This is a genomic window from Rhizobium sp. UGM030330-04 (genome assembly GCF_003208455.1).
In the GTDB taxonomy this organism is placed as follows: domain Bacteria; phylum Pseudomonadota; class Alphaproteobacteria; order Rhizobiales; family Rhizobiaceae; genus Agrobacterium; species Agrobacterium rhizogenes_A.
This window is the reverse complement of record NZ_QKML01000004.1, coordinates 95,071-115,191: the sequence shown is the minus strand read 5'-3', so window position 1 is coordinate 115,191 and position 20,121 is coordinate 95,071. Positions and strand designations below refer to the sequence as shown.

The window sequence follows — 20,121 nt, the reverse complement described above, 5'->3', positions numbered from 1 at the left end:
CTCTCATCCGTCATCCTCGGGCTTGACCCGAGGATCCAGGAAGTGGGTTGTCTCTGCTCAGGCCAAGGGCCGTAGATCCTCGGGTCAAGCCCGAGGATGACGTCGAGCAAGAGTTAACCGACCGAACCTTCCAGCGAAATGCCGATCAGCTTCTGCGCTTCCACGGCAAATTCCATCGGCAACTCCTGAATGACTTCCTTGACGAAGCCGTTGACGATCAGTGCGATCGCCGCTTCCTCGGGAATGCCGCGCTGCAGGCAATAGAACAGCTGGTCTTCGGAAATCTTCGACGTCGTCGCCTCATGCTCGAAATGCGCAGAGGAATTCTTCGCCTCGATATAGGGCACGGTATGCGCGCCGCACTTGTCGCCGATCAGCAGACTGTCGCACTGCGTAAAGTTGCGGGTGTTGGTCGCCTTGCGGTGGGCCGAAACCTGACCGCGATAGACGTTTTCCGAAAAGCCGGCGGCAATGCCCTTGGCGATGATGCGGCTCGACGTGTTCTTGCCGAGATGGATCATCTTGGTGCCGCTATCGATCTGCTGATGGCCATTGGAGACCGCGATCGAATAGAACTCGCCACGGCTGTCATCGCCGCGCAGGATGCAGGACGGGTATTTCCAGGTAATGGCCGAGCCGGTTTCCACCTGCGTCCACGAAATCTTCGAACGGTCGCCGCGGCAATCGCCACGCTTGGTCACGAAGTTGTAGATGCCGCCCTTGCCTTCCTTGTCGCCCGGATACCAGTTCTGGACGGTGGAATATTTGATTTCGGCGTCATCAAGCGCCACCAGTTCGACAACGGCGGCGTGAAGCTGGTTCTCGTCGCGCTGAGGCGCCGTGCAGCCTTCCAGATAGGAGACGTAAGCACCCTCTTCAGCGATGATCAGCGTACGCTCGAACTGGCCGGTGTTCTTCTCGTTGATGCGGAAATAGGTGGAAAGCTCCATCGGGCAGCGAACACCCTTCGGCACGAACACGAAGGAGCCGTCGGTAAAGACAGCGGAGTTCAGCGTCGCGTAGAAATTGTCCGTCGTCGGAACGACAGAACCGAGATATTTCTTCACCAGTTCCGGATGCTCGCGCACGGCTTCCGAAATCGACATGAAGATGACGCCGGCTTTGGCCAGTTCCGCCTTGAAGGTGGTGACGACCGAGACGCTGTCGAACACGGCATCCACGGCCACCGGGCGCTTTTCGACGCCGGCGAGGATTTCCTGTTCCTTCAGCGGAATGCCGAGCTTCTCATAGACCTTCAAAAGCTCCGGGTCGACTTCATCGAGCGACTTCGGGCCGGGCGCGGTCTTCGGCGCGGCGTAATAATAGAGGTCGTTGAAATCGATCTTGGGGTAGCTGACGCGTGCCCAGGTCGGCTCTTCCATCGTCAGCCAGCGCTTGTAAGCCTCAAGACGCCATTCCAGCATCCATTCCGGCTCCTGCTTCTTGGCCGAGATGAAACGGATCACCTCTTCCGAAAGACCCTTCGGGGCCTTGTCGACTTCGATATTGGTTTCGAAGCCGTATTTATACTGGTCCACATCGATCTGGCGGACCTGATCGATCGTTTCCTGAACCGCTGCCATGTCGTTCTCCAATCTCGCCGGAGCCAAGGTCCGGTGGCTTGTCAACGTATCAAGGCGGAAAGCCGCCTTATTCATCTTCGGGCAAATCGTTCCGAGCCGTCAGCCGGGGCGGAGCTTATACCCATGTAGGTGCGGGATGGCGCTTTTCACACATCCCGGCAAGCGGAAATTTGCGATTCCGCAATTCTTTGCCGCTTTTTCAAGCGGCCTGACCGGAAAGCTTGCGCCGCCCGGCAATTTTCGTGAACGCCGCAAGCGTCCTGTCTATGTCCGCCTCGTCCGTCGCATGGCCAAGCGAAATCCTGAGCGCGCCGAGCTTCGGATCACGCCCCATCGCGCTCAGCACATGGCTTTCCCCCACCTTGCCGGACGAGCAGGCCGAACCGGCAGACAGCGCGATACCTTCTATATCGAAGGCGATCTGCCCCGTTTCCGCCTTCAGGCCCGGCAGGGTGAAAAACGTGGTATTGCCGACACGGGCGATATCCTCGCCGTGAATGATCACGTCGGGCGCACTCACCCGCATGCCGTCTTCCAGTCGCGCCCGCAAAGCGGCAAGACGCGCCGCTTCAACGCCCACATTCAGGGTCGCAACAGCCGCCGCAGCACCGAAACCGATGACAGACAGGGTATTTTCCGTACCCGAGCGATGTCCCTTTTCCTGCCCGCCGCCATGGATCAGCGGCTTCGGCATCATCACCTCGCCGCGCGAAATGAGAGCGCCGGCACCCTTGGGGCCGCCAAGCTTGTGGGACGAGACGACGAGGAAATCGGCGTCGAGGGTATTGATATCGAGTGGAATGCGGCCTGCCGCCTGCACGGCGTCGACAACCGTCAATCCGCCCGCCGCATGTACCAGCCGCGCCGCTTCCGCCACCGGCTGAACTATGCCGGTTTCATTGTTCACCAGCATGCAGGCAACCATCGGCAGACCCGCAGCGGCATCGTGTGATGCCAGCAGCGCCTCGAGCGCCGCAAGGTCGAGAACGCCCGCTGACGTAACAGGAATTTCCGTTACGTCATCCTTGCCGAACCGCCCGCCTTCGCGGAAAGCCGGATGTTCGATGGCCGAAACGTAAAGGCGACTGACCCGCACCGGGCTGCGCCCCATTTTGAATTCGGGTGTCAGCACCAGATTGGCGGCTTCCGTCGCTCCGCTGGCAAAGGTGACATGGGCAGCCTGCGCGCCGGCAAGTGCCGCAACCTCGCGCCGGGCGGCCTCGACGGCCGCACGGGCCGCGCGCCCTTCCCGGTGAACCGAAGACGGGTTGCCGGCAAGATCGAGCGCGGAGACAAGAACATCACGCACGGCGGGCAAAAGCGGCGCCGTGGCGTTCCAGTCCATATATGTGCGCGTCAAACCCGTCATGGCGGTGAGGCTTTATCCAATCTTCAATGCGCAAAAACGCATTTTTCTTGAAATTACAGTTGCGCTTGCCTTATGACACCACCCGAGTGCTTAAGCACACGCAAAGTTTCGAATTGTTCTAAACTGCGTTCTAGAAAAGCTGACACAGTTCGTCAAGTCTTCTCATTGGCAGAATGCGGTTCGGGAACGAAAAAACACGGACCGGAGTACCAATGCCCGAAGTCATCTTTAACGGCCCTGCGGGTCGCCTCGAAGGCCGTTATCAACCCTCCAAGGAAAAGAGCGCGCCGATCGCGATCATCCTTCATCCGCATCCGCAATTCGGCGGCACGATGAACAACCAGATCGTCTATCAGCTGTTTTATCTTTTCCAGAAGCGCGGTTTCACGACGCTCCGGTTCAACTTCCGTTCCATCGGCCGCAGCCAGGGTGAATTCGACCACGGCGCCGGCGAACTTTCCGATGCCGCCTCCGCGCTCGACTGGGTGCAGAGCCTGCATCCCGATTCGAAAAGCTGCTGGGTCGCGGGTTATTCCTTCGGTGCCTGGATCGGCATGCAGCTTCTGATGCGCCGTCCGGAAATCGAAGGTTTCATGTCGATTGCGCCGCAGCCCAACACCTACGACTTCTCCTTCCTCGCCCCCTGCCCGTCGTCGGGCCTCATCATCAATGGTGACAGCGACAAGGTCGCGCCCGAGAAGGACGTCAACGGCCTCGTTGAAAAGCTGAAGACCCAGAAGGGCATCCTCATCACCCACCGCACCGTTCCCGGCGCCAACCACTTCTTCAACGGCAAGGTGGATGAGCTGATGGGCGAATGCGAGGACTATCTCGACCGCCGCCTGAACGGTGAGCTTGTGCCGGAACCGGCGGCGAAGCGCATTCGGTGATTGGCCGCACTTTCTAACGCAGGTCTCGATTTATCTACAATGATCGACGGTGGGTGTGGCTTACCCCCCTCTGCCCTGCCGGGCATCTCCCCCTCAAGGGGGGAGATTGGCAGGACGCTTACTCTTCGCCTCAGCTGCGACGTTCAAGATGGTCGAAAGGCTGCCGCGATTCGATCTCCCTCCTTGTGGGGGAGATGCCCGGCAGGGCAGAGGGGGTAAGCCAAGCCCACCGCCGTCTAACGTGACCGCACCAAAACCCCACCCGTCACCGGCTCCTTCACCCCCGTCGTGCCGGGATAGGTCAGCGGCAACCCTTTAAGCGAACGCACGGCCAGATAGGCCCAGGCCTCCGCCTCCATCGCCCCGCCATCAAAACCCGCCTCTTCCGCAGCGATCACCCGCGCGCCCACCTTTGCGGCAAGCTCGGCAAATTCCGCCATGATGACCGGATTGAGCCGCCCGCCGCCACAGACCACATAGGTCTTCGCCGCCTCCGGCAGGTAACTTGCGGACTTGAGGATCGCGGCACCGGTCAGATGCGCCAGCGTCCGCGCCCCATCCGCCAGCGAGACTTCCCCTTTTTTCGGCGGCACAAAATCACCGCGGTCCAGCGATCGGCGGATGTTGGCCGAGAAGAACGGGCTTTCCATATAACGCGCCACCAGCGGCGCGACGACGCTGCCGCCGGCCGCCGTTCTACCGCCCTTGTCGAAAGCCTTACCCGTATGCGCCTCGATCCACTGGTCGATCAGCATGTTGCCGGGGCCGCTATCGAAAGCGGCAAGCCGCCCCGCCTCACCGATATAAGTCAGATTGGAGATGCCGCCGATATTGACGAAGACGGCCGGCGTTTCGAACCCATCAGGCAGATTGGCGGAAAGCGCCATGTGATAGGCCGGGATCAGCGGCGCACCCTGCCCGCCATGCACCATGTCGTTGGCCCGCATGTCGTACACCACATCAATACCGGTTTCGGAGGCCAGCAGTGCACCATCGCCGATTTGCACGGTCAGCGCCTCATCCGGCCGGTGCAGCACGGTCTGTCCATGAAACCCGATGACATCGATATCATCGGGCAGAAGCCGGTGACGGTGGAGAAAGGATTTCACCGCCGCCGCATGGGCAAGCGTCAGCTTGCGCTCGGCCTCCGCCAGATCGCCGGGACGTTCGCGCCGCTCACGAATGGTTTTGGCCGTAACCAATGCCTTCTGCCAGATGGCGCGCAAGCCCGGATCATAGGGGAAATACCCGCTCGGCCCATGCCGCACCACGCTTTCGCCATCCGTGCGCAACAGGGCGATATCGATGCCGTCCATCGATGTGCCGCTCATCAGCCCGATTGCCGTTTTGACCTCGCCCACCTGCCGCTCCCCTGCAATCTCGAATCATCATGGAGTGAATCCCGATATTCATGGCCGAAACGGGTGCACATTTCAAAAAACAATGATAAAGCCGCGACGTTCATTGGTTCTCGATGACGGCAAAGATCAAACCAGAAAGTAAAAGGTTATGTCCAGGTTCAAGTCCGATTTCCTCCGCACGCTCGACGAGCGCGGCTTCATTCACCAGATCTCCGATGAGGCAGGTCTCGACGAACTGTTCGCCAAGGAAACCGTGACCGCCTATATCGGCTATGACCCGACGGCTTCGAGTTTGCATGTCGGCCACCTCACCCAGATCATGATGCTGCACTGGATGCAGAAGACCGGCCACCAGCCGATCTCGCTGATGGGCGGCGGCACCGGCATGGTGGGCGACCCTTCCTTCAAGGAAGAGGCCCGCAAGCTGATGACGATCGACATGATCGAGGACAACATCACCTCGCTCAAGCATGTCTTCGCCAACTACCTCGATTATGACCGCGCCAATAATCCGGCGCTGATGATCAACAATGCCGACTGGCTGCGTGGTCTGAACTACCTCGAATTCCTGCGCGATGTCGGCCGCCATTTCTCGGTCAACCGCATGCTGTCCTTCGACAGCGTGAAGACGCGCCTCGATCGCGAGCAGTCGCTGTCCTTCCTCGAATTCAACTACATGATCCTGCAGGCCTACGATTTCGTGGAGCTGAACCAGCGCACCGGCTGCCAGCTGCAGATGGGCGGTTCGGATCAGTGGGGCAACATCATCAACGGCATCGATCTCGGTCACCGCATGGGGACGCCGCAGCTTTACGCACTGACCTCGCCGCTGCTCACCACCTCTTCGGGTGCGAAGATGGGCAAATCGGCATCGGGCGCCGTGTGGCTGAACAAGGACCTGCTGCCGGTCTATGATTTCTGGCAATACTGGCGCAATACGGAAGATGCCGACGTCGTGCGCTTCGCCAAGCTCTTCACCACCCTGCCCATGGATGAGATCGCCCGTATCGCCGCCCTTGGCGGATCGGAGATCAACGAGGCGAAGAAAATCCTCGCAACCGAAGTGACGGCGATCCTGCATGGCCGTGCCGCAGCGGAAGAAGCGGCCGAGACGGCGCGCAAGACCTTCGAGGAAGGTGCGCTCGCTGAAAATCTGCCCTCAATCGAGGTTCCGGCATCCGAACTCGAAGCCGGCGTCGGTGTCCTTTCCCTCATCGTCCGCGCCGGCCTTGCCGGTTCGAACGGCGAAGCCCGCCGCCACGTTCAGGGCGGTGCGGTGAAGATCAACGACATCGGCGTTTCGGATGAGCGCCAGACGGTCGGTTCCGGTGAAGTGACCGGCGACGGCGTCATCAAGCTGTCGGTCGGCAAGAAGAAGCACGTTCTGGTTCGCCCAGCGTAAGACTTACAAAAACATCGCATCGAGGACTGCGAAAGCGGTCCTCGATGCGCCGATACCCCCAATTCCGTCATGCCGGACTAGATCCGGCATCCAGCCACGGCGCGTCTGCGCCGTGAAAGGGCTCTCGCGCGAGCAAGGACTTGATCGCACTGGACCCCGGATCAGGTCCGGAGTGACGGAGTGCGGGTGACCAGTTCTCGCCAAACAGCCGCTTGCGCCAAGCTTTGCGACGCTCCATTCACTGAAATTCGAAAATCTGCCGGAAGACGCCAGGCGCAATCAGCGACAGCGGATTGATCGTCAGCTTCGGCTGGTCCGTCTGGCCGGACAGTTTGAAGGTGATGCCGAGCAGCCCCCGGTCGCGGCCATTGCCGAGAAAGATGCCGATGAAGGGCAGCTCGCCGAACAGCCGGTTCAGGCCATAGGCGGGCATGAAGGTGCCGGTCATGTCCATACGGCCGTTCTGGTCTTTCAGCAGACCCTGGAAGGTCGCGCCGATCTGCTCGCCGCGCACCACGCCGTTTTCCACGGCAACCGAACCGTTGACGTAGACGACCCGGGCAAAACCGCGCTGGAATTTTTCCGAGCTGACATCGATATTGCGGCGAACGGCATTGTTGAGGCTCCTGCCGTCCTCACCGGTTGGCGTGGCAACAATGTCCTGCAGCTTGGCTTCATTGACGACGGCAAAATTGCGCAGGTCGAGCGAGCCGCTCCAGTCGCTGCCATTGGAGGTCGTCAGCGCAAGGTTGAGAAGGCCGCCGCGAATGCGGCTGTAGATATTGGCAAAACGGGCGAGCGACCCGGCATCGCTGCTGGTGAGCGTCACTGTTCCCGTCGCTCCGCGATTGGTGGTCTGCGCCACAACCGCCTGGCCGTTTCCGGTGACACCGCGAAAATCGATCGAACGGACCTTGCCGTCGCGCACGCTGACATCGGAAGTGACATTGGCCAGGACTTCATCGTTGAAACCATAGACCTTGTCGAACTGCGTCTTGATGGCAAGCGACGGCTGCGAACGTGACGCACCATCACCGCCCCCGGAAGAGCTGCGCAGCTTCGAGAGGAAAGGCCGGACATCGGCGGATTTCCCGGAAGCATTGATGGTGTAGCCGTTCCTGGATGCCGCGACGGAAACGGCATAATTATCGGAAGGCGACAGCTGCACGCGGCTGAGATCGGCCGAAATCAACCCGTTCTTGGTGAAGGCAATATCGCCGGCGGCGCCAAAACCGTCACCGTCGAGGGAAAAACCGCTGATCGTCGTGCGGCCATCCGCCGCTTCCATGGTGAAGGCGGCTTTTGCCGGAATGCCGATGCCCTTGCTCCAGCCGAGCCCCGGCAGGATGATCGACGCCCTCGTCAGATCGAGCCGGATGTCCTGCCGTTTCGGGTCCGCACCGTTGACTTCCATCACCGTCGTACCACCCAGAACGGAGGACAACTCCGGCGCAAGCTTGGCGACCTGTGTCTCGCTCAGCGTCGCCTTGAGAGAAAGCGTCGGGGGAACATCGCTGTTCTTGCGCACCGGCTCCGTCATCTCGATATCCATCGGCACGTCATCCACCCGGCCCTTGCCCTGGAGCAGAAGTTGCCGGTCGTTCAATGCCATGAAACCGTCAAGCGCCGTCACCTTGTGGCCGGCAAAGGGCTTGGTCAGCGACAGGTTCTTCAAGTCGAGATCGGCCGTCCACACCGGCGGCGGCGGGTTCTGGCTGGAAAGCAGGCCGACGGTCAGTTTCGCATTGGCCTTCACGTCGCCGGTGAAATCCTCGGGCTTGAACCGGGTGTCTTTCAGCGCATTGATCGGCTTCAGCGTCGCAAGCTCGGCGACGGCATCGGCGGCACCGGCAACGTTCAGCTCGACATTTCCAAGCAGCGGCTTGTCATAGACGGAAGAGATGAGGAAACGGCTGTTTTCCAGCTCCAGCGTCCGGTTGGACGGGAAATAGGACGTTGCCCGCTTGATATCGACGGTCATGCCGCCACCGACCAGATTGAAATGCGCGTCGACATCCCGAAGCGGCGGAATATCTCCCGTAGTGTTGAGCCGCGTATCGTCAATATCGAAGCGGATCTGCATTTCACTCTCGCCGAGCACCAGCGGGCAGCCGGGACCGCACATCCGTCCCTGCGGAATGAAAATCGCGATCGAGCCATTGGTAACGGTGCCACCATAAAGGTTGGACACCACCCAGTCGCGCGGCTTGTGCGCCATCCAGAACGGCCACAGCTGCTTGACCGCCGTGGCCTCCATCTTGGGAATCTGCCCGCCGAAGCTGATTTCCGGCGAGCCCTCCCCGAAGCGTATTTTCAGCGATCCCGCCATGTCTCCGAGCGGGCCGCTGACGTAAAGCGAGGGAACCTCCAGCTGCTTCGTCGCCGCCGTGTAGTGGCCGTCCGCCTTCAGGCTGAAGGGAACCGGTTCCTCGCCCGAGGCTTCCGCCGAAGCAATTCCGTTGTCGATCCGGAGCGAAAGGCCGAAACCTTCCTCCGTATCCCTGATTTCGCCGGCAACCGGTATAATCGTTCGCCCGAGTTCCAGCCGCGAATTGGCGATCACCAGGGTGCTTTTCTGAAAATCATAATGCGCGTTGACATTGCCGGCCGTGAAGGGCTGGGCCTCGCCGCCGATCAGAAGCGTTCCGTTGCCCATGCCGACCGATACTTCCAGCTGCGGTTCGCGCCCTTCCGCAGCCCGCCGGGCAAAAATGCTGACGCCGGTCTTGACGTTCAGACCCTCATGAAGATTGCCCTGCGGATCATATTTCTCCAGAAACGGACCGATGTCGAAACCATCGATCCGCGCCTGAAAGCCGTCGATCACGCCGCCCGAACCGGATGTGGTCAGCGCGACGCTGGCGACCTCGCCATTAAACAGCGTCTCGCCATCAAGCGAATATCCGCCCTGCTGGTCAGGTGTCAGCGACAGTTCGCGTATCTCTATGGTGCGCGGTTTCCCAAGCTCGCCGGGCGGCAGATGCACCGAAACGCTGGAAATGTCGATTTCCTCGGTCCCGCTGCTCAAGAAAGCCTGGGCAAGCCTGTCGAGCTGCTCGAACGCCCCCTGCAATTGCTGCGGCACGGCATCGAGCTTGATACTGGACAGGTCGAAGCCGTTGCCCTTGGGCAAAAGCGCCGTATCGAGCTCCATGCCATCGGCTTCGAGGCTTTGCACGGAGATACGGCCGGTCAGCAGCGCGAGCGGATCGAGCGCCATGCCGATGGCCCGTGCCCGGCTCAAATGCTGGCCGGATTCCTTCTCGACGATATCCACATCCTCGGCCACGAGCGCAAGCTGAAGCCCCGTCGAAAACCTGATGGCAGAAGAGCCGATCCGCGCGCTGTAATGGGGACCAAGCGCCCGTTCCAGCGCCTGCTGCGCCTGGCTGGAAAGCGTCGTGTCGATCGATCCCGTCTCGACGGAAAGAATGATTCCGCCGATGGACAGGAAGGCGAGCACAAAAAGCGCCGTAAAAATCTTGACGAAGGCGCGCACCATGGAGCGCGGCGGCGGGCAATGCACGATGATGGGATCTTCGGCCTGTGCCGAAGGAAGATCGTGCAGCGCAACGATATCGCGTCTGCCGAACTTGACCTTTTCACCCCTGACTTCAGCCATACGCCCGTGCTTGCCCCTGAATAGCTTTCGTTTCGCCGCAACACCGGAGCGGGATGGCGAAAAGTGTAAGCGGTTTTCGTCTGGAATCCCGCTTTAATTCCTTAATCCAGATCACGATTGAGATTTCAGACCGATTAGACCTGAAATCTCAATCGTGATCTGGACGATGCGCGGTTTCGCTATATATCGAATGTGGCGACTTTCACTCAACATCCCGGCGAAAGAAAGGTAGATTATGACAGACTTGACGATTGGCAGCCCGGCTCCGGATTTTACTTTGCCCCGCAACGGTGAAGGAACGGTGACATTGTCCAAACTGCAAGGCAAGGCGGTCATTCTTTATTTCTACCCCAAGGACGATACGTCAGGCTGCACGGCCGAAGCGATCGACTTCAGCGCGCTGGGCGGTGAATTCGAGGCGGCCAATGCCGTCGTCATCGGCATTTCCCCCGACAGCGTCAAAAGCCACGACAAATTCGCCGCGAAACATGCGTTGTCCGTCATGCTTGCCTCGGACGAAGACCGGACGGCTCTTCAAGCCTATGGCGTCTGGAAGGAAAAAAGCATGTATGGCAAGAAATACATGGGTGTCGAACGCACCACCTTCCTTGTCGCGCCAGACGGCAAGATCGCGGAGATCTGGAACAAGGTCAAGGTTGCGGGCCACGCCCAGGCCGTTCTGGAAGCGGCAGGGAAACTCTGAGAGACGGACCCGTTGTGACGCCTCCGTTCAAGATCACCTCCCTGCGCGGCGGGGCGACCGACGCCATAGCCAGCGCCGATCTCGACCGCAAGACCGCGCTTGCGCAGGAAACGGCGACACGGTGGTTTGAACGCCGCCTGTCGCTGCGCTCCCCGCTCGACCCGCCCCTGCCGGAGCGGCCGGGCAGGCCGGAAAAGCCCGATCTCGTTCCGCCAACCGCCGTGGAGCGCCGCTCGCTTCACAGCGTCAAGGGCCGCATCGCGCTGCTGCACGCCATCGCCCATATCGAACTCAACGCCGTCGATCTCGCGCTCGATATCGTCGCGCGTTATGCCAGCGAACCGGTTCCGCATTCCTTCTTCGATGGCTGGATGCAGGTTGCCTTCGAGGAGGCGAAACATTTCCGGCTGGTGCGAGACCGGCTCAGAAGCCTCGGGGCTGATTATGGCGACCTGCCCGCCCATGACGGGCTCTGGCAGGCGGCGCATTCCACCCGCAACGACCTGACCGCGCGACTGGCCGTCGTGCCGCTCATTCTGGAGGCGCGCGGACTGGACGTCACGCCTTCCCTGCAGGCCAGGATGCGGGAAACCGGCGATCTCGAAAGCGCGGCCGTCCTCGACATCATCTATAATGATGAAAAGGGCCATGTCGCCATCGGCGCCAAATGGTTCCGGTTCCTCTGCGCCCGCGAAAGGAAGGACCCGGCCGCGACCTTCAAGCAGCTGGTACGCGCCAATTTCCGCGGGCCGCTGAAACCGCCCTTCAACGACCTCGCCCGTGCCGAGGCCGGCCTGACACCGTCCTTCTACCGCTCGCTGACCTCCGTCAGCCAGAGCTGACACTGTCCTTACCAGCGGGATACAAGCCAGACGGATACCTCCGGCAAAACTTCGTTAACCTTAACGAATTATGATTTCCGTTGAGAAATCGGCCAGTCCGGAGAGAGATTTTGACTGATACAGCGGAAAACCGGGTATTCGGCAAAAAGCGGTCGCAGCACGTCCTTATTCTGGCGAGCGGCGAGAAGGTTCGGCATATGACGATCCGCCCGTGGATGACCGCGCTTGCCGGTTGCACGATCGGCCTGTTTTCGCTCGGCTATCTCGGCGCCACCGGCTATCTCATCCTGCGTGACGACCTGATCGGCGCGACCATGGCACGCCAGACCCGCATGCAGAACGATTATGAAGACCGTATCGCAGCACTCAGGGCGCAGGTGGACCGCGTCACGTCGCGGCAATTGCTTGACCAGCAGGTTGTTGAAAAGAAAGTGGAAAAGCTGCTGGAACAGCAGGCGGCGCTGACCTCGCGGCATGGGCGCATGAGCGAATTGCTCGAGCGCGCCGAAAGTTCCGGCATCGCCGCCTCCCCGGCCGCGCCCTCTTCCCTTTCGAACGCCATGGCGCCCGAAAAACGCGCCGATCTCTCCGGCGGCCTTTCCGCCATCGAAAAGCTGATGACGCCGCGCAAACAGCCGCCCGAAAAGCCCGCGGCAACCGACAGACGTGCCGCTTACGTGCCTGAAGCCGGCGAAACACCCTCGGACCGGGCCGACCGGGTATTTTCGCGGGTGACGCTTTCGCTGAAGGATATCGAGCGCCAGCAGATATCGCGCATAGCCAGACTGACCAGCGATGCCGAGGACAAGGCGAGCGCGATGCAGGACATCATCCGGCAGGCGGGTCTGAAGATAGAGGAAAACGGCACGGAGGATATCGGCGGCCCCTATGCGGATCCCGAGCGCGGTGAGACAGATCCCTTCAGCCTGTCGCTCACCAATCTCGACAATGCGCTGAACCGGCTCGATACCGTCAAGGAAACCGCAACCACCCTGCCCTTCGGCAACCCCGCCCCCGGCCGAGCGATCACCAGCCGGTTCGGCAACCGGATGGATCCGTTTCTGGGTCGGCCGGCCCTGCATACCGGCATCGATTTCCGTGCCGAAACCGGGGCCGACGTCAAATCCACCGGAGCCGGCAGGGTAACTGTCGCGGAAAATTCCGGCGGCTACGGCAATATGGTCGAGATCGATCACGGCCAGGGCGTCTCGACGCGATTCGGTCACCTCTCCGCCATTCTGGTCAAGGCCGGAGACCGCGTCGAAGCCGGCGACATAATCGGCCGCGCCGGCAGCACCGGCCGCTCCACCGGTCCGCATGTGCATTACGAGGTGCGCCGCAACGATACGCCGGTCGATCCGATGCGGTTTCTGGTCGCCGGGGCGGAGCTGAAAACCTACCTGAAATGACAGGCCGATTTTAACGCTTTTTTTGCGCTTTTTACGATAAATCGCCCGAAACCGCGCCACAGGCCAAAAAGCCTCGCCCGAACGGCGAGGTTTCGCGCGCTTTTCCCGTTGTTTCCTTGACTTTCCGGCAATTTGGGCATATCCCCGCGCCAAGTCTTTGCAAGTGTCGTCGCGGCACGCAGGTGTTCTTACCGAACCAGAACGGAAAAAGTTCTTCCTTTGACAACATTCTCTGATCTTGGCCTGAGCCAAAAAGTTCTTTCCGCTATTGCAGATGCCGGCTACACGACGCCGACACCCATTCAGGCTGGCGCCATTCCGCCGGCTCTGGAAAAGCGTGATATCTGCGGTATCGCACAGACCGGCACGGGCAAAACCGCGTCCTTCGTTCTGCCGATGCTCACCCTGCTCGAAAAGGGCCGCGCACGCGCCAGAATGCCGCGCACGCTGATCCTCGAGCCGACCCGTGAGCTTGCAGCGCAGGTGGCGGAGAACTTCGAGAAATACGGCAAGAATCACAAGCTGAACGTTGCCCTTCTCATCGGCGGTGTTTCCTTCGAAGATCAGGACCGCAAGCTTGAGCGTGGCGCCGATGTGCTCATCTGCACGCCCGGCCGCCTTCTCGACCATTGCGAACGCGGCAAGCTTTTGATGACCGGCGTGGAAATCCTCGTCATCGACGAAGCCGACCGTATGCTGGACATGGGCTTCATCCCCGATATCGAGCGTATCGCCAAGATGATCCCCTTTACCCGCCAGACGCTGTTCTTCTCGGCCACCATGCCGCCGGAAATTCAGAAGCTGGCTGATCGCTTCCTGCAGAACCCCGTTCGTGTCGAGGTCGCCAAGCCCTCCTCCACGGCAAAGACCGTCGCCCAGCGCATCGTCGCGGCCCACAACAAGGATTATGAAAAGCGCGCGGTGCTGCGCGATCTCATCCGGGCCGAAGAAGCGGAACTGAAGAACGCCATCATCTTCTGCAACCGCAAGAAGGATGTGGCCGATCTCTTCCGGTCGCTCGACCGGCACGGCTTCTCTGTCGGCGCACTGCATGGCGACATGGACCAGCGGTCGCGCACCACGATGCTGCAGAACTTCAAGGACGGCAATCTGAAGCTGCTCGTCGCCTCCGATGTCGCGGCGCGCGGACTGGACATTCCCGATGTCAGCCACGTCTTCAATTTCGATATCCCCATTCATTCGGAAGACTATGTCCACCGTATCGGCCGTACCGGCCGTGCCGGCCGCTCGGGCAAGGCCTTCACCATCGTCACCAAGAGCGACACCAAGTATCTCGACGCGATCGAAAAGCTGATCGGCGAAAAGATCGAGTGGCAGAACGGTGATCTCTCCACCCTGCCCGCGCCGATGGAAAGCTTTGAAAGCAATTCCGGCCGCCGCGGCAAGGAACGGGGCGGCAGGGGTCGCGACCGGAACCGTCGCGACGCATCGCCGGCCGAAAACATCAATCAGGGTGCACAATCCGCTGCGGACACGGACATCGCGGCTCACGGAGACGACAAGGTGAAAGCAGAACGCAGACCGGAAAAGACCCCGCGCAATTCCGAGCGCAACATTCGTAACCCGCTGCACGCCAATGACGACAACCGTGACCGTCGCCGCCATTATCGCGACCATGACGATGGCCCGACCCCCGTCGGCTTCGGCGACGACATTCCCGCATTCATGCTGATCGTGGCCAACGCCAAGGGCTGAGGCCGGCACGAACATGACGCCGACCATCAAACCAGGCCTCGATTTCCCGGGTGTCGGCGTCGGTCTTGCGATATTGCGCGACGACCGGCTGCTCCTCTGCCGGCGCCTGAAAGCGCCGGAGGCGGGGTACTGGAGTATTCCGGGAGGCAAGGTCGATCATCTCGAAACCTCCCTCGCCGCGGCACGGCGGGAGGCCGAGGAAGAGACCGGCCTGACAATCGGCAAGATCGAATTTCTCCGTCACAGCGAATATATCGATACTGCGGAACGGCATCACTGGGTGTCGCTGATCTTCGTTACCCGGGACACGCAGGGCGAACCTGTATTAACCGAACCGGACAAGCTTTCCGAAATCGGCTGGTTCCATCTCGACAGCCTTCCCGAACCCACCTCCCTTTTTGCAAAAGACGCGCTGGCGGCCCTGAAACAGGCCGAATAACCGGCAGGCAGGCAAACCGATTCCGTCGGGTATGAAGCCGTGACACGACCGTCCTGAAATCACGAGCGGGTGCGGTGAAACGGTCCGGAACGGACCCTACCCGCACTCACCCCAGGCCGGCTGCGCGATTTATTTTCAGCAAATATAATAATAAGAGAATGGCTTTGCGTGAATATTTTCAAATTCAATTTTAAATTGCTTAAATTAGAACCATGTAAAAAACCGCTCCAGTTTCCCGAAGCGGTTTATACGTAATGAAAATAATAGAATATATAATGTAATATAGTCTGGCAGTGCTTATAACCGGAACACTTTCCGAGGCTTGTTACAGCCAATTTCAGTCGTCCCCTGAAACAGGTATATCTAAGCTAAACATTTACTTTCCGTCAAGCAAATCTTCTCGCAAATGCGAAAAAAGGCCCGGAGAAAAAGTGACGCCACGGAGAAAAGCTAAATATTAGCATTAAATATCAAGAAGTTAAATATGTGAAAACAAAATGGGCAGTTTTTGCGACTGCACTTTAAGAGGCAAAATAATAATTCGCCCTTGCTAAACTGTGCTTATACGCACCACATGTTACAGTTTTATAAAGTAAAAATCCTTGCAACTGATAATGAAGATACTTCTCCATTCACGGAATGCGGGAGCGGCTTATAAATCCGCAAAAATCAAGCTGGAACAGAGACAATAATATCGAATGGCAACAACTACAACGTGCCATCACGTCCCGCGCCCTTGATTCGGATAGCGGGCGGTCAAAACCGCCGCCGTGCAGACGGCGATATGCGATTATGCCGGGGTTGCGGCGATTTTTCCTTTGGAAAACCGTTTGTTGCCGATAAACATCAAGCGGAACAACAGGATTTCGATCACGTCATGCTTTCACTTCGCCTGCTAACGATCATCGCCGGTTTTGCCTTTGCGGGCTCAGCAAGCGCGGCGTCGATCGGCATTGTTGCTCCGCAGAACGGGCCATATGAGCTTCTGGGGCAGCAGGTTCGGCAGGGCGCGAAGGCGGCTGCCGCCAAACTCGGGCTGGATGTCGTCGAAATCCACGAGAGCTGCGAGGACGGCAGCGGCGGCGCCATTGCCGACGGCCTCGTGGCTGCGAAAGTCAGCGCGGCGATCGGCTTCCTGTGCACCGAAACGCTGCAGGACGTTCTGCCGCCGCTGAAAGCGGCCGCCATTCCGGCCATCACGCTCTCCAGCCGCGCCCCGATCCTGATGGAAGACGCCCTGAAATACGGCTGGCCACTGTTCCGTTTCGCGCCCTCGGACAAGGCCGAATCGGAAAGGGCGGCCGAGATCATCCTGCGCGACTGGAAAGGCCATTCCATAGGCCTTGTGGATGACGGCACCATCTACAGCCGCGAATTGATCGACCGTATCCGCTCGACGCTGGAGGAAAACGGGCTGAAGCCCACCTTTGCCGATACGATGCGGCCGAACCAGGAGCAGCAGGTGGCGCTGGTGCGCCGGCTGGCGCGAACCGGCGTCACCCACGTTTTCATCGGCGCGGAACGCAACGACATCGCTATCGTCGCCCGCGACGCCGCCTCGGAAAACTCCTCCCTCACCATCATGGGCGGCGATGCGCTGGATGCCGCCAACAACCCGGTTCCGCTTACGGCAAATGTGCTGGCCATCACCCGCCCGGCCTATGACACATTGCCATCGGCGCAGGCCGTCACCGGCGAATTGCGCGCCGCCGGCATCGAACCGGAGGGCTACGTCCTGCCCGCTTATGCGGCAGCGGAACTGACGGCAGCGCTCGCGGAAGCGGCACAGGCGCAGTCGAAACCCGCGCCGGAAATACTGGCGACCGGAACCGTCTTCAAAACCGTGATCGGCGATCTCGGCTTCAACCCGTCGCACGAACTTTCGGACAATCCCTACCGCCTGCAGCGCTGGAACGGCCAGCGCTTTGAGCCCGCGGACAAGGCCGAAAGACAATAGCTGACGTGAGCACGGCGGGAAATTCGGCAAGGCGCGGCTGAAAACCATCGGCAACCGCACGGCAGACCGTTTCAAACCCGGATACTTGATGCTAAAGGCAGCTTACGCAACGCGTCGAGAGGAGTTTGCCCATGTCCCTGCCCGTCCGGATAGCACCGTCAATCCTTGCTTCCAACTTCGCCAAGCTCGGACAGGAGGTCGCCGATGTCACGGAAGCCGGCGCGGACTGGATCCATCTCGACGTCATGGACGGCCACTTCGTGCCGAATATTTCATTCGGGCCTGATGTCATCAAGGCGCTTCGTCCACACAGCAATGCCTTTTTCGACTGCCATCTGATGATCGCCCCCGTCGACCCCTATCTCGAGGCTTTCGCCAAGGCGGGCTGCGATGGCATTACCGTGCACGCGGAAGCCGGACCGCATCTGCATCGCTCGCTGCAGACCATCCGCACGCTCGGCAGGAAGGCCGGTGTTACGCTCAACCCCGCCACGCCGCTTTCCGTCATTGAAAACGTGCTCGATGATGTCGATCTCGTCCTGATCATGAGCGTCAATCCCGGCTTCGGCGGTCAGAAGTTCATTCCGGCCATGCTGGACAAGATCCGTGCCGCCAAGGCGATGATCGGCAGCCGGCCGATCGAACTGGAAGTGGATGGCGGCGTGACGGCGGAAACCGCCGGCGCAATCGTTGCCGCCGGCGCCAATGCACTGGTGGCGGGTTCGGCCGTCTTCAAGGGCGATGGCGTTGAAGACTACCGCAAGACGGTGACGCTGTTACGCACGGCGGCGGAAGCGGCAAGATCCTGATTTAAAACGGAGATGCGCTGCAGACAAGGCGAGAGGGCGTCCGGATGAGGGCTTGATGGACAGCGATACGCAGGACTTCCGCAAGGTAATCTCGAAAGCGCTGTTCCCGCTCCTCGCTTCGTTTGTCTGGGCTCTCTGTTCGGCGGCCGTCGCCACGCTCGGCCTTTATCTCAGGAACCGGCTGGAAACCGACCATGCCGACGAGATCGCAGCGCTGTTTTTTCTCGGTGGTCTGATCGGATGGCCGCTGGCGACCGGCGCCTTGCGCTTCCTTCCCGCCTCCATCGCCCTGCCGCTTCGCTTTGCGGCAAGCTGTCTTGCCGTCACCTTCTTCACACTGGCGGCGGCTGCGGCATTTTTCGCTTTGCAGTATCGCATGTTTTATGCGCAATGGCATGCGCCGGCGCTCTCCCGCATCTGGTTTTTCCAGCAGCTCTTCACCTCGCTCGGCGCGGTCTACCAGTTCGCCATTCTCGGCCTCGGCCTCTATTTTCCGTTCGCCGCCATTCCGCTCGCACTGGCAGGCGCAGTCCTTTGCCGGCGGCGGCACCGCGCTTCTGAGTTCATAGATTGAGATTACCGGAACACTTTGCTAAACGGGCAGCAAAATCCCTCCACCAAGCCAAGCCTCTCTACGAAGAAAGTCATTGCCATGATCCCTCGTTACTCCCGGCCGGAGATGGTCGCCATCTGGTCGCCGGAAACAAAGTTCCGCATCTGGTTCGAGATCGAGGCGCATGCCTGTGACGCACTGGCGGACCTCGGCGTCATTCCGAAATCCGCAGCGCAGACCATCTGGGAAAAGGGCGGCAGCGCCACCTTCGACGTTGCCCGCATCGACGAGATCGAGGCTGTGACCAAGCACGACGTCATCGCCTTCCTGACTCACCTTGCCGAATTTGTCGGCCCCGACAGCCGTTTCGTGCATCAGGGCATGACCTCGTCCGACGTGCTGGACACCACGCTCAACATCCAGCTCGTGCGCGCAGCCGATCTGCTGCTGGCCGATATGGACCGCGTGCTCGCCGCGCTGAAGACCCGCGCCTTCGAGCACAGGAACACGGTGCGTATCGGCCGCAGCCACGGCATCCATGCCGAGCCGACCACCATGGGCCTGACCTTTGCCCGCTTCTATGCCGAAATGCACCGCAACCGCGAGCGCCTCGTCAACGCCCGCGCCGAAATCGCTACCGGCGCGATCTCCGGCGCCGTCGGCACCTTCGCCAATATCGACCCGCGCGTTGAGGAACATGTCTGCGCCAAGCTCGGCCTCATCCCCGAGCCGGTTTCCACGCAGGTCATCCCGCGTGACCGCCACGCCATGTTCTTCGCGACGCTTGGCGTCATCGCCTCGTCGATCGAAAACGTCGCCATCGAAATCCGCCACATGCAGCGCACCGAGGTTCTGGAAGCGGAAGAGTTCTTCTCGCCCGGCCAGAAGGGTTCCTCGGCCATGCCGCACAAGCGTAACCCGGTTCTGACCGAGAACCTGACCGGCCTTGCCCGTCTGGTGCGCATGTCGGTCGTTCCGGCCATGGAAAACGTGGCGCTGTGGCACGAGCGCGATATCAGCCACTCCTCCGTGGAGCGCGCCATCGGCCCCGACACGACCGTCACGCTGGATTTCGCCCTGAACCGTCTGGCCGGCGTCATCGAAAAGCTGGTGATCTACCCGGACAACATGCTGAAGAACATGAACAAGTTCCGTGGCCTCGTGCATTCGCAGCGCGTTCTCCTGGCGCTGACGCAGGCCGGCGTTTCCCGCGAAGACGCTTACCGTCTGGTCCAGCGCAACGCCATGAAGGTCTGGGAACAGGGTGCGGACTTCCTTGAGGAGCTGCTGGGCGACGACGAAGTGCGCGCCGCACTTTCCGAAGAGGTGATCCGCGAGAAGTTCGACCTCGGTTACCACGCCAAGCATGTCGACACGATTTTCGCCCGTGTCTTCGGCAACGCCTGAGAAAACTCCCTGAAGTTAATGCCGCCGCGGCCTTGATCGCGGCGGCATCACAACACAGA

At 60.3% G+C, this 20,121-nt stretch carries 15 protein-coding genes; 11 read left to right on the top strand and 4 right to left on the bottom strand.

Going from position 1 to position 20,121, the window contains the following annotated elements; genetic code table 11:
* Positions 1-113 precede the first annotated feature (113 nt).
* Positions 114-1,583 (bottom strand): Fe-S cluster assembly protein SufB, encoded by a 1,470-nt coding sequence (gene sufB, locus N434_RS07545; RefSeq protein ID WP_020809911.1) that lies wholly within the window; start codon positions 1,581-1,583, stop codon positions 114-116.
* 199 nt (positions 1,584-1,782) lie between these two features.
* Positions 1,783-2,952: a cysteine desulfurase family protein gene (locus N434_RS07540; protein ID WP_110756965.1), complete on the bottom strand. Its 1,170-nt coding sequence runs from the start codon at positions 2,950-2,952 to the stop codon at positions 1,783-1,785.
* 212 nt (positions 2,953-3,164) lie between these two features.
* Between N434_RS07540 and N434_RS07535 the strand changes: the two genes are divergently transcribed.
* Complete coding sequence (locus N434_RS07535; RefSeq protein ID WP_003522662.1) at positions 3,165-3,842, top strand: alpha/beta hydrolase; 678 nt, start codon at positions 3,165-3,167, stop codon at positions 3,840-3,842.
* A 236-nt stretch (positions 3,843-4,078) separates the two neighbouring features.
* Here N434_RS07535 and N434_RS07525 read toward each other — a convergent pair whose 3' ends face one another.
* On the bottom strand, positions 4,079-5,203 hold the full coding sequence (locus tag N434_RS07525; protein WP_110756963.1) for an anhydro-N-acetylmuramic acid kinase: 1,125 nt from the start codon (positions 5,201-5,203) through the stop codon (positions 4,079-4,081).
* A 148-nt stretch (positions 5,204-5,351) separates the two neighbouring features.
* Here N434_RS07525 and tyrS point away from each other — a divergent pair, with 148 nt between their 5' ends.
* A complete protein-coding gene (tyrS, locus tag N434_RS07520) occupies positions 5,352-6,605 on the top strand; it encodes a tyrosine--tRNA ligase (RefSeq protein WP_110756961.1) in 1,254 nt (417 codons plus the stop codon).
* A 238-nt stretch (positions 6,606-6,843) separates the two neighbouring features.
* Here tyrS and N434_RS07515 read toward each other — a convergent pair whose 3' ends face one another.
* Positions 6,844-10,227 carry a YhdP family protein gene (locus N434_RS07515; RefSeq protein ID WP_110756960.1) on the bottom strand — a complete coding sequence of 1,128 codons (3,384 nt, stop codon included), beginning with the start codon at positions 10,225-10,227 and terminating at the stop codon, positions 6,844-6,846.
* Between the two features lie 235 nt (positions 10,228-10,462).
* On the opposite strand from N434_RS07515, the gene N434_RS07510 reads away from it, so the two are divergent.
* The 9 genes from N434_RS07510 (at position 10,463) to purB (ending at position 20,062) form a co-directional block, all read left to right on the top strand.
* Complete coding sequence (locus N434_RS07510) at positions 10,463-10,930, top strand: peroxiredoxin (RefSeq protein ID WP_110756959.1); 468 nt, start codon at positions 10,463-10,465, stop codon at positions 10,928-10,930.
* Between the two features lie 14 nt (positions 10,931-10,944).
* Positions 10,945-11,772: a ferritin-like domain-containing protein gene (locus N434_RS07505; protein WP_110756957.1), complete on the top strand. Its 828-nt coding sequence runs from the start codon at positions 10,945-10,947 to the stop codon at positions 11,770-11,772.
* A gap of 110 nt (positions 11,773-11,882) precedes the next feature.
* Entirely contained in the window at positions 11,883-13,181 is a 1,299-nt protein-coding gene (locus N434_RS07500) for a M23 family metallopeptidase (protein ID WP_110756956.1), read from the top strand.
* A 219-nt stretch (positions 13,182-13,400) separates the two neighbouring features.
* On the top strand, positions 13,401-14,897 hold the full coding sequence (locus N434_RS07495; protein ID WP_065115938.1) for a DEAD/DEAH box helicase: 1,497 nt from the start codon (positions 13,401-13,403) through the stop codon (positions 14,895-14,897).
* A gap of 13 nt (positions 14,898-14,910) precedes the next feature.
* The gene (locus N434_RS07490; RefSeq protein ID WP_110756955.1) at positions 14,911-15,336 is read left to right on the top strand and encodes an NUDIX domain-containing protein; all 426 of its coding nucleotides are present in this window, start codon (positions 14,911-14,913) and stop codon (positions 15,334-15,336) included.
* An 877-nt stretch (positions 15,337-16,213) separates the two neighbouring features.
* Complete coding sequence (locus N434_RS07485; RefSeq protein ID WP_110756953.1) at positions 16,214-17,293, top strand: ABC transporter substrate-binding protein; 1,080 nt, start codon at positions 16,214-16,216, stop codon at positions 17,291-17,293.
* Positions 17,294-17,424: 131 nt separating this feature from the next.
* Entirely contained in the window at positions 17,425-18,102 is a 678-nt protein-coding gene (gene rpe / locus N434_RS07480) for a ribulose-phosphate 3-epimerase (RefSeq protein ID WP_065115941.1), read from the top strand.
* A 55-nt stretch (positions 18,103-18,157) separates the two neighbouring features.
* On the top strand, positions 18,158-18,676 hold the full coding sequence (locus N434_RS07475; RefSeq protein ID WP_110756952.1) for a hypothetical protein: 519 nt from the start codon (positions 18,158-18,160) through the stop codon (positions 18,674-18,676).
* Positions 18,677-18,754: 78 nt separating this feature from the next.
* On the top strand, positions 18,755-20,062 hold the full coding sequence (gene purB, locus N434_RS07470) for an adenylosuccinate lyase (RefSeq protein WP_110756950.1): 1,308 nt from the start codon (positions 18,755-18,757) through the stop codon (positions 20,060-20,062).
* Positions 20,063-20,121 lie beyond the last annotated feature (59 nt).

Excerpts from the sequence above, each read along its gene's own strand:
- N434_RS07510 (WP_110756959.1), top strand. The coding sequence starts at position 10,463 with ATGACAGACTTGACGATTGGCAGCCCGGCTCCGGATTTTACTTTGCCC.
- N434_RS07475 (WP_110756952.1), top strand. The coding sequence starts at position 18,158 with ATGGACAGCGATACGCAGGACTTCCGCAAGGTAATCTCGAAAGCGCTG.
- N434_RS07485 (WP_110756953.1), top strand. The coding sequence starts at position 16,214 with ATGCTTTCACTTCGCCTGCTAACGATCATCGCCGGTTTTGCCTTTGCG.
- rpe (WP_065115941.1), top strand. The coding sequence starts at position 17,425 with ATGTCCCTGCCCGTCCGGATAGCACCGTCAATCCTTGCTTCCAACTTC.
- N434_RS07535 (WP_003522662.1), top strand. The coding sequence starts at position 3,165 with ATGCCCGAAGTCATCTTTAACGGCCCTGCGGGTCGCCTCGAAGGCCGT.
- tyrS (WP_110756961.1), top strand. The coding sequence starts at position 5,352 with ATGTCCAGGTTCAAGTCCGATTTCCTCCGCACGCTCGACGAGCGCGGC.
- N434_RS07540 (WP_110756965.1), bottom strand. The coding sequence starts at position 2,952 with ATGACGGGTTTGACGCGCACATATATGGACTGGAACGCCACGGCGCCG.
- sufB (WP_020809911.1), bottom strand. The coding sequence starts at position 1,583 with ATGGCAGCGGTTCAGGAAACGATCGATCAGGTCCGCCAGATCGATGTG.
- N434_RS07490 (WP_110756955.1), top strand. The coding sequence starts at position 14,911 with ATGACGCCGACCATCAAACCAGGCCTCGATTTCCCGGGTGTCGGCGTC.
- purB (WP_110756950.1), top strand. The coding sequence starts at position 18,755 with ATGATCCCTCGTTACTCCCGGCCGGAGATGGTCGCCATCTGGTCGCCG.
- N434_RS07515 (WP_110756960.1), bottom strand. The coding sequence starts at position 10,227 with ATGGCTGAAGTCAGGGGTGAAAAGGTCAAGTTCGGCAGACGCGATATC.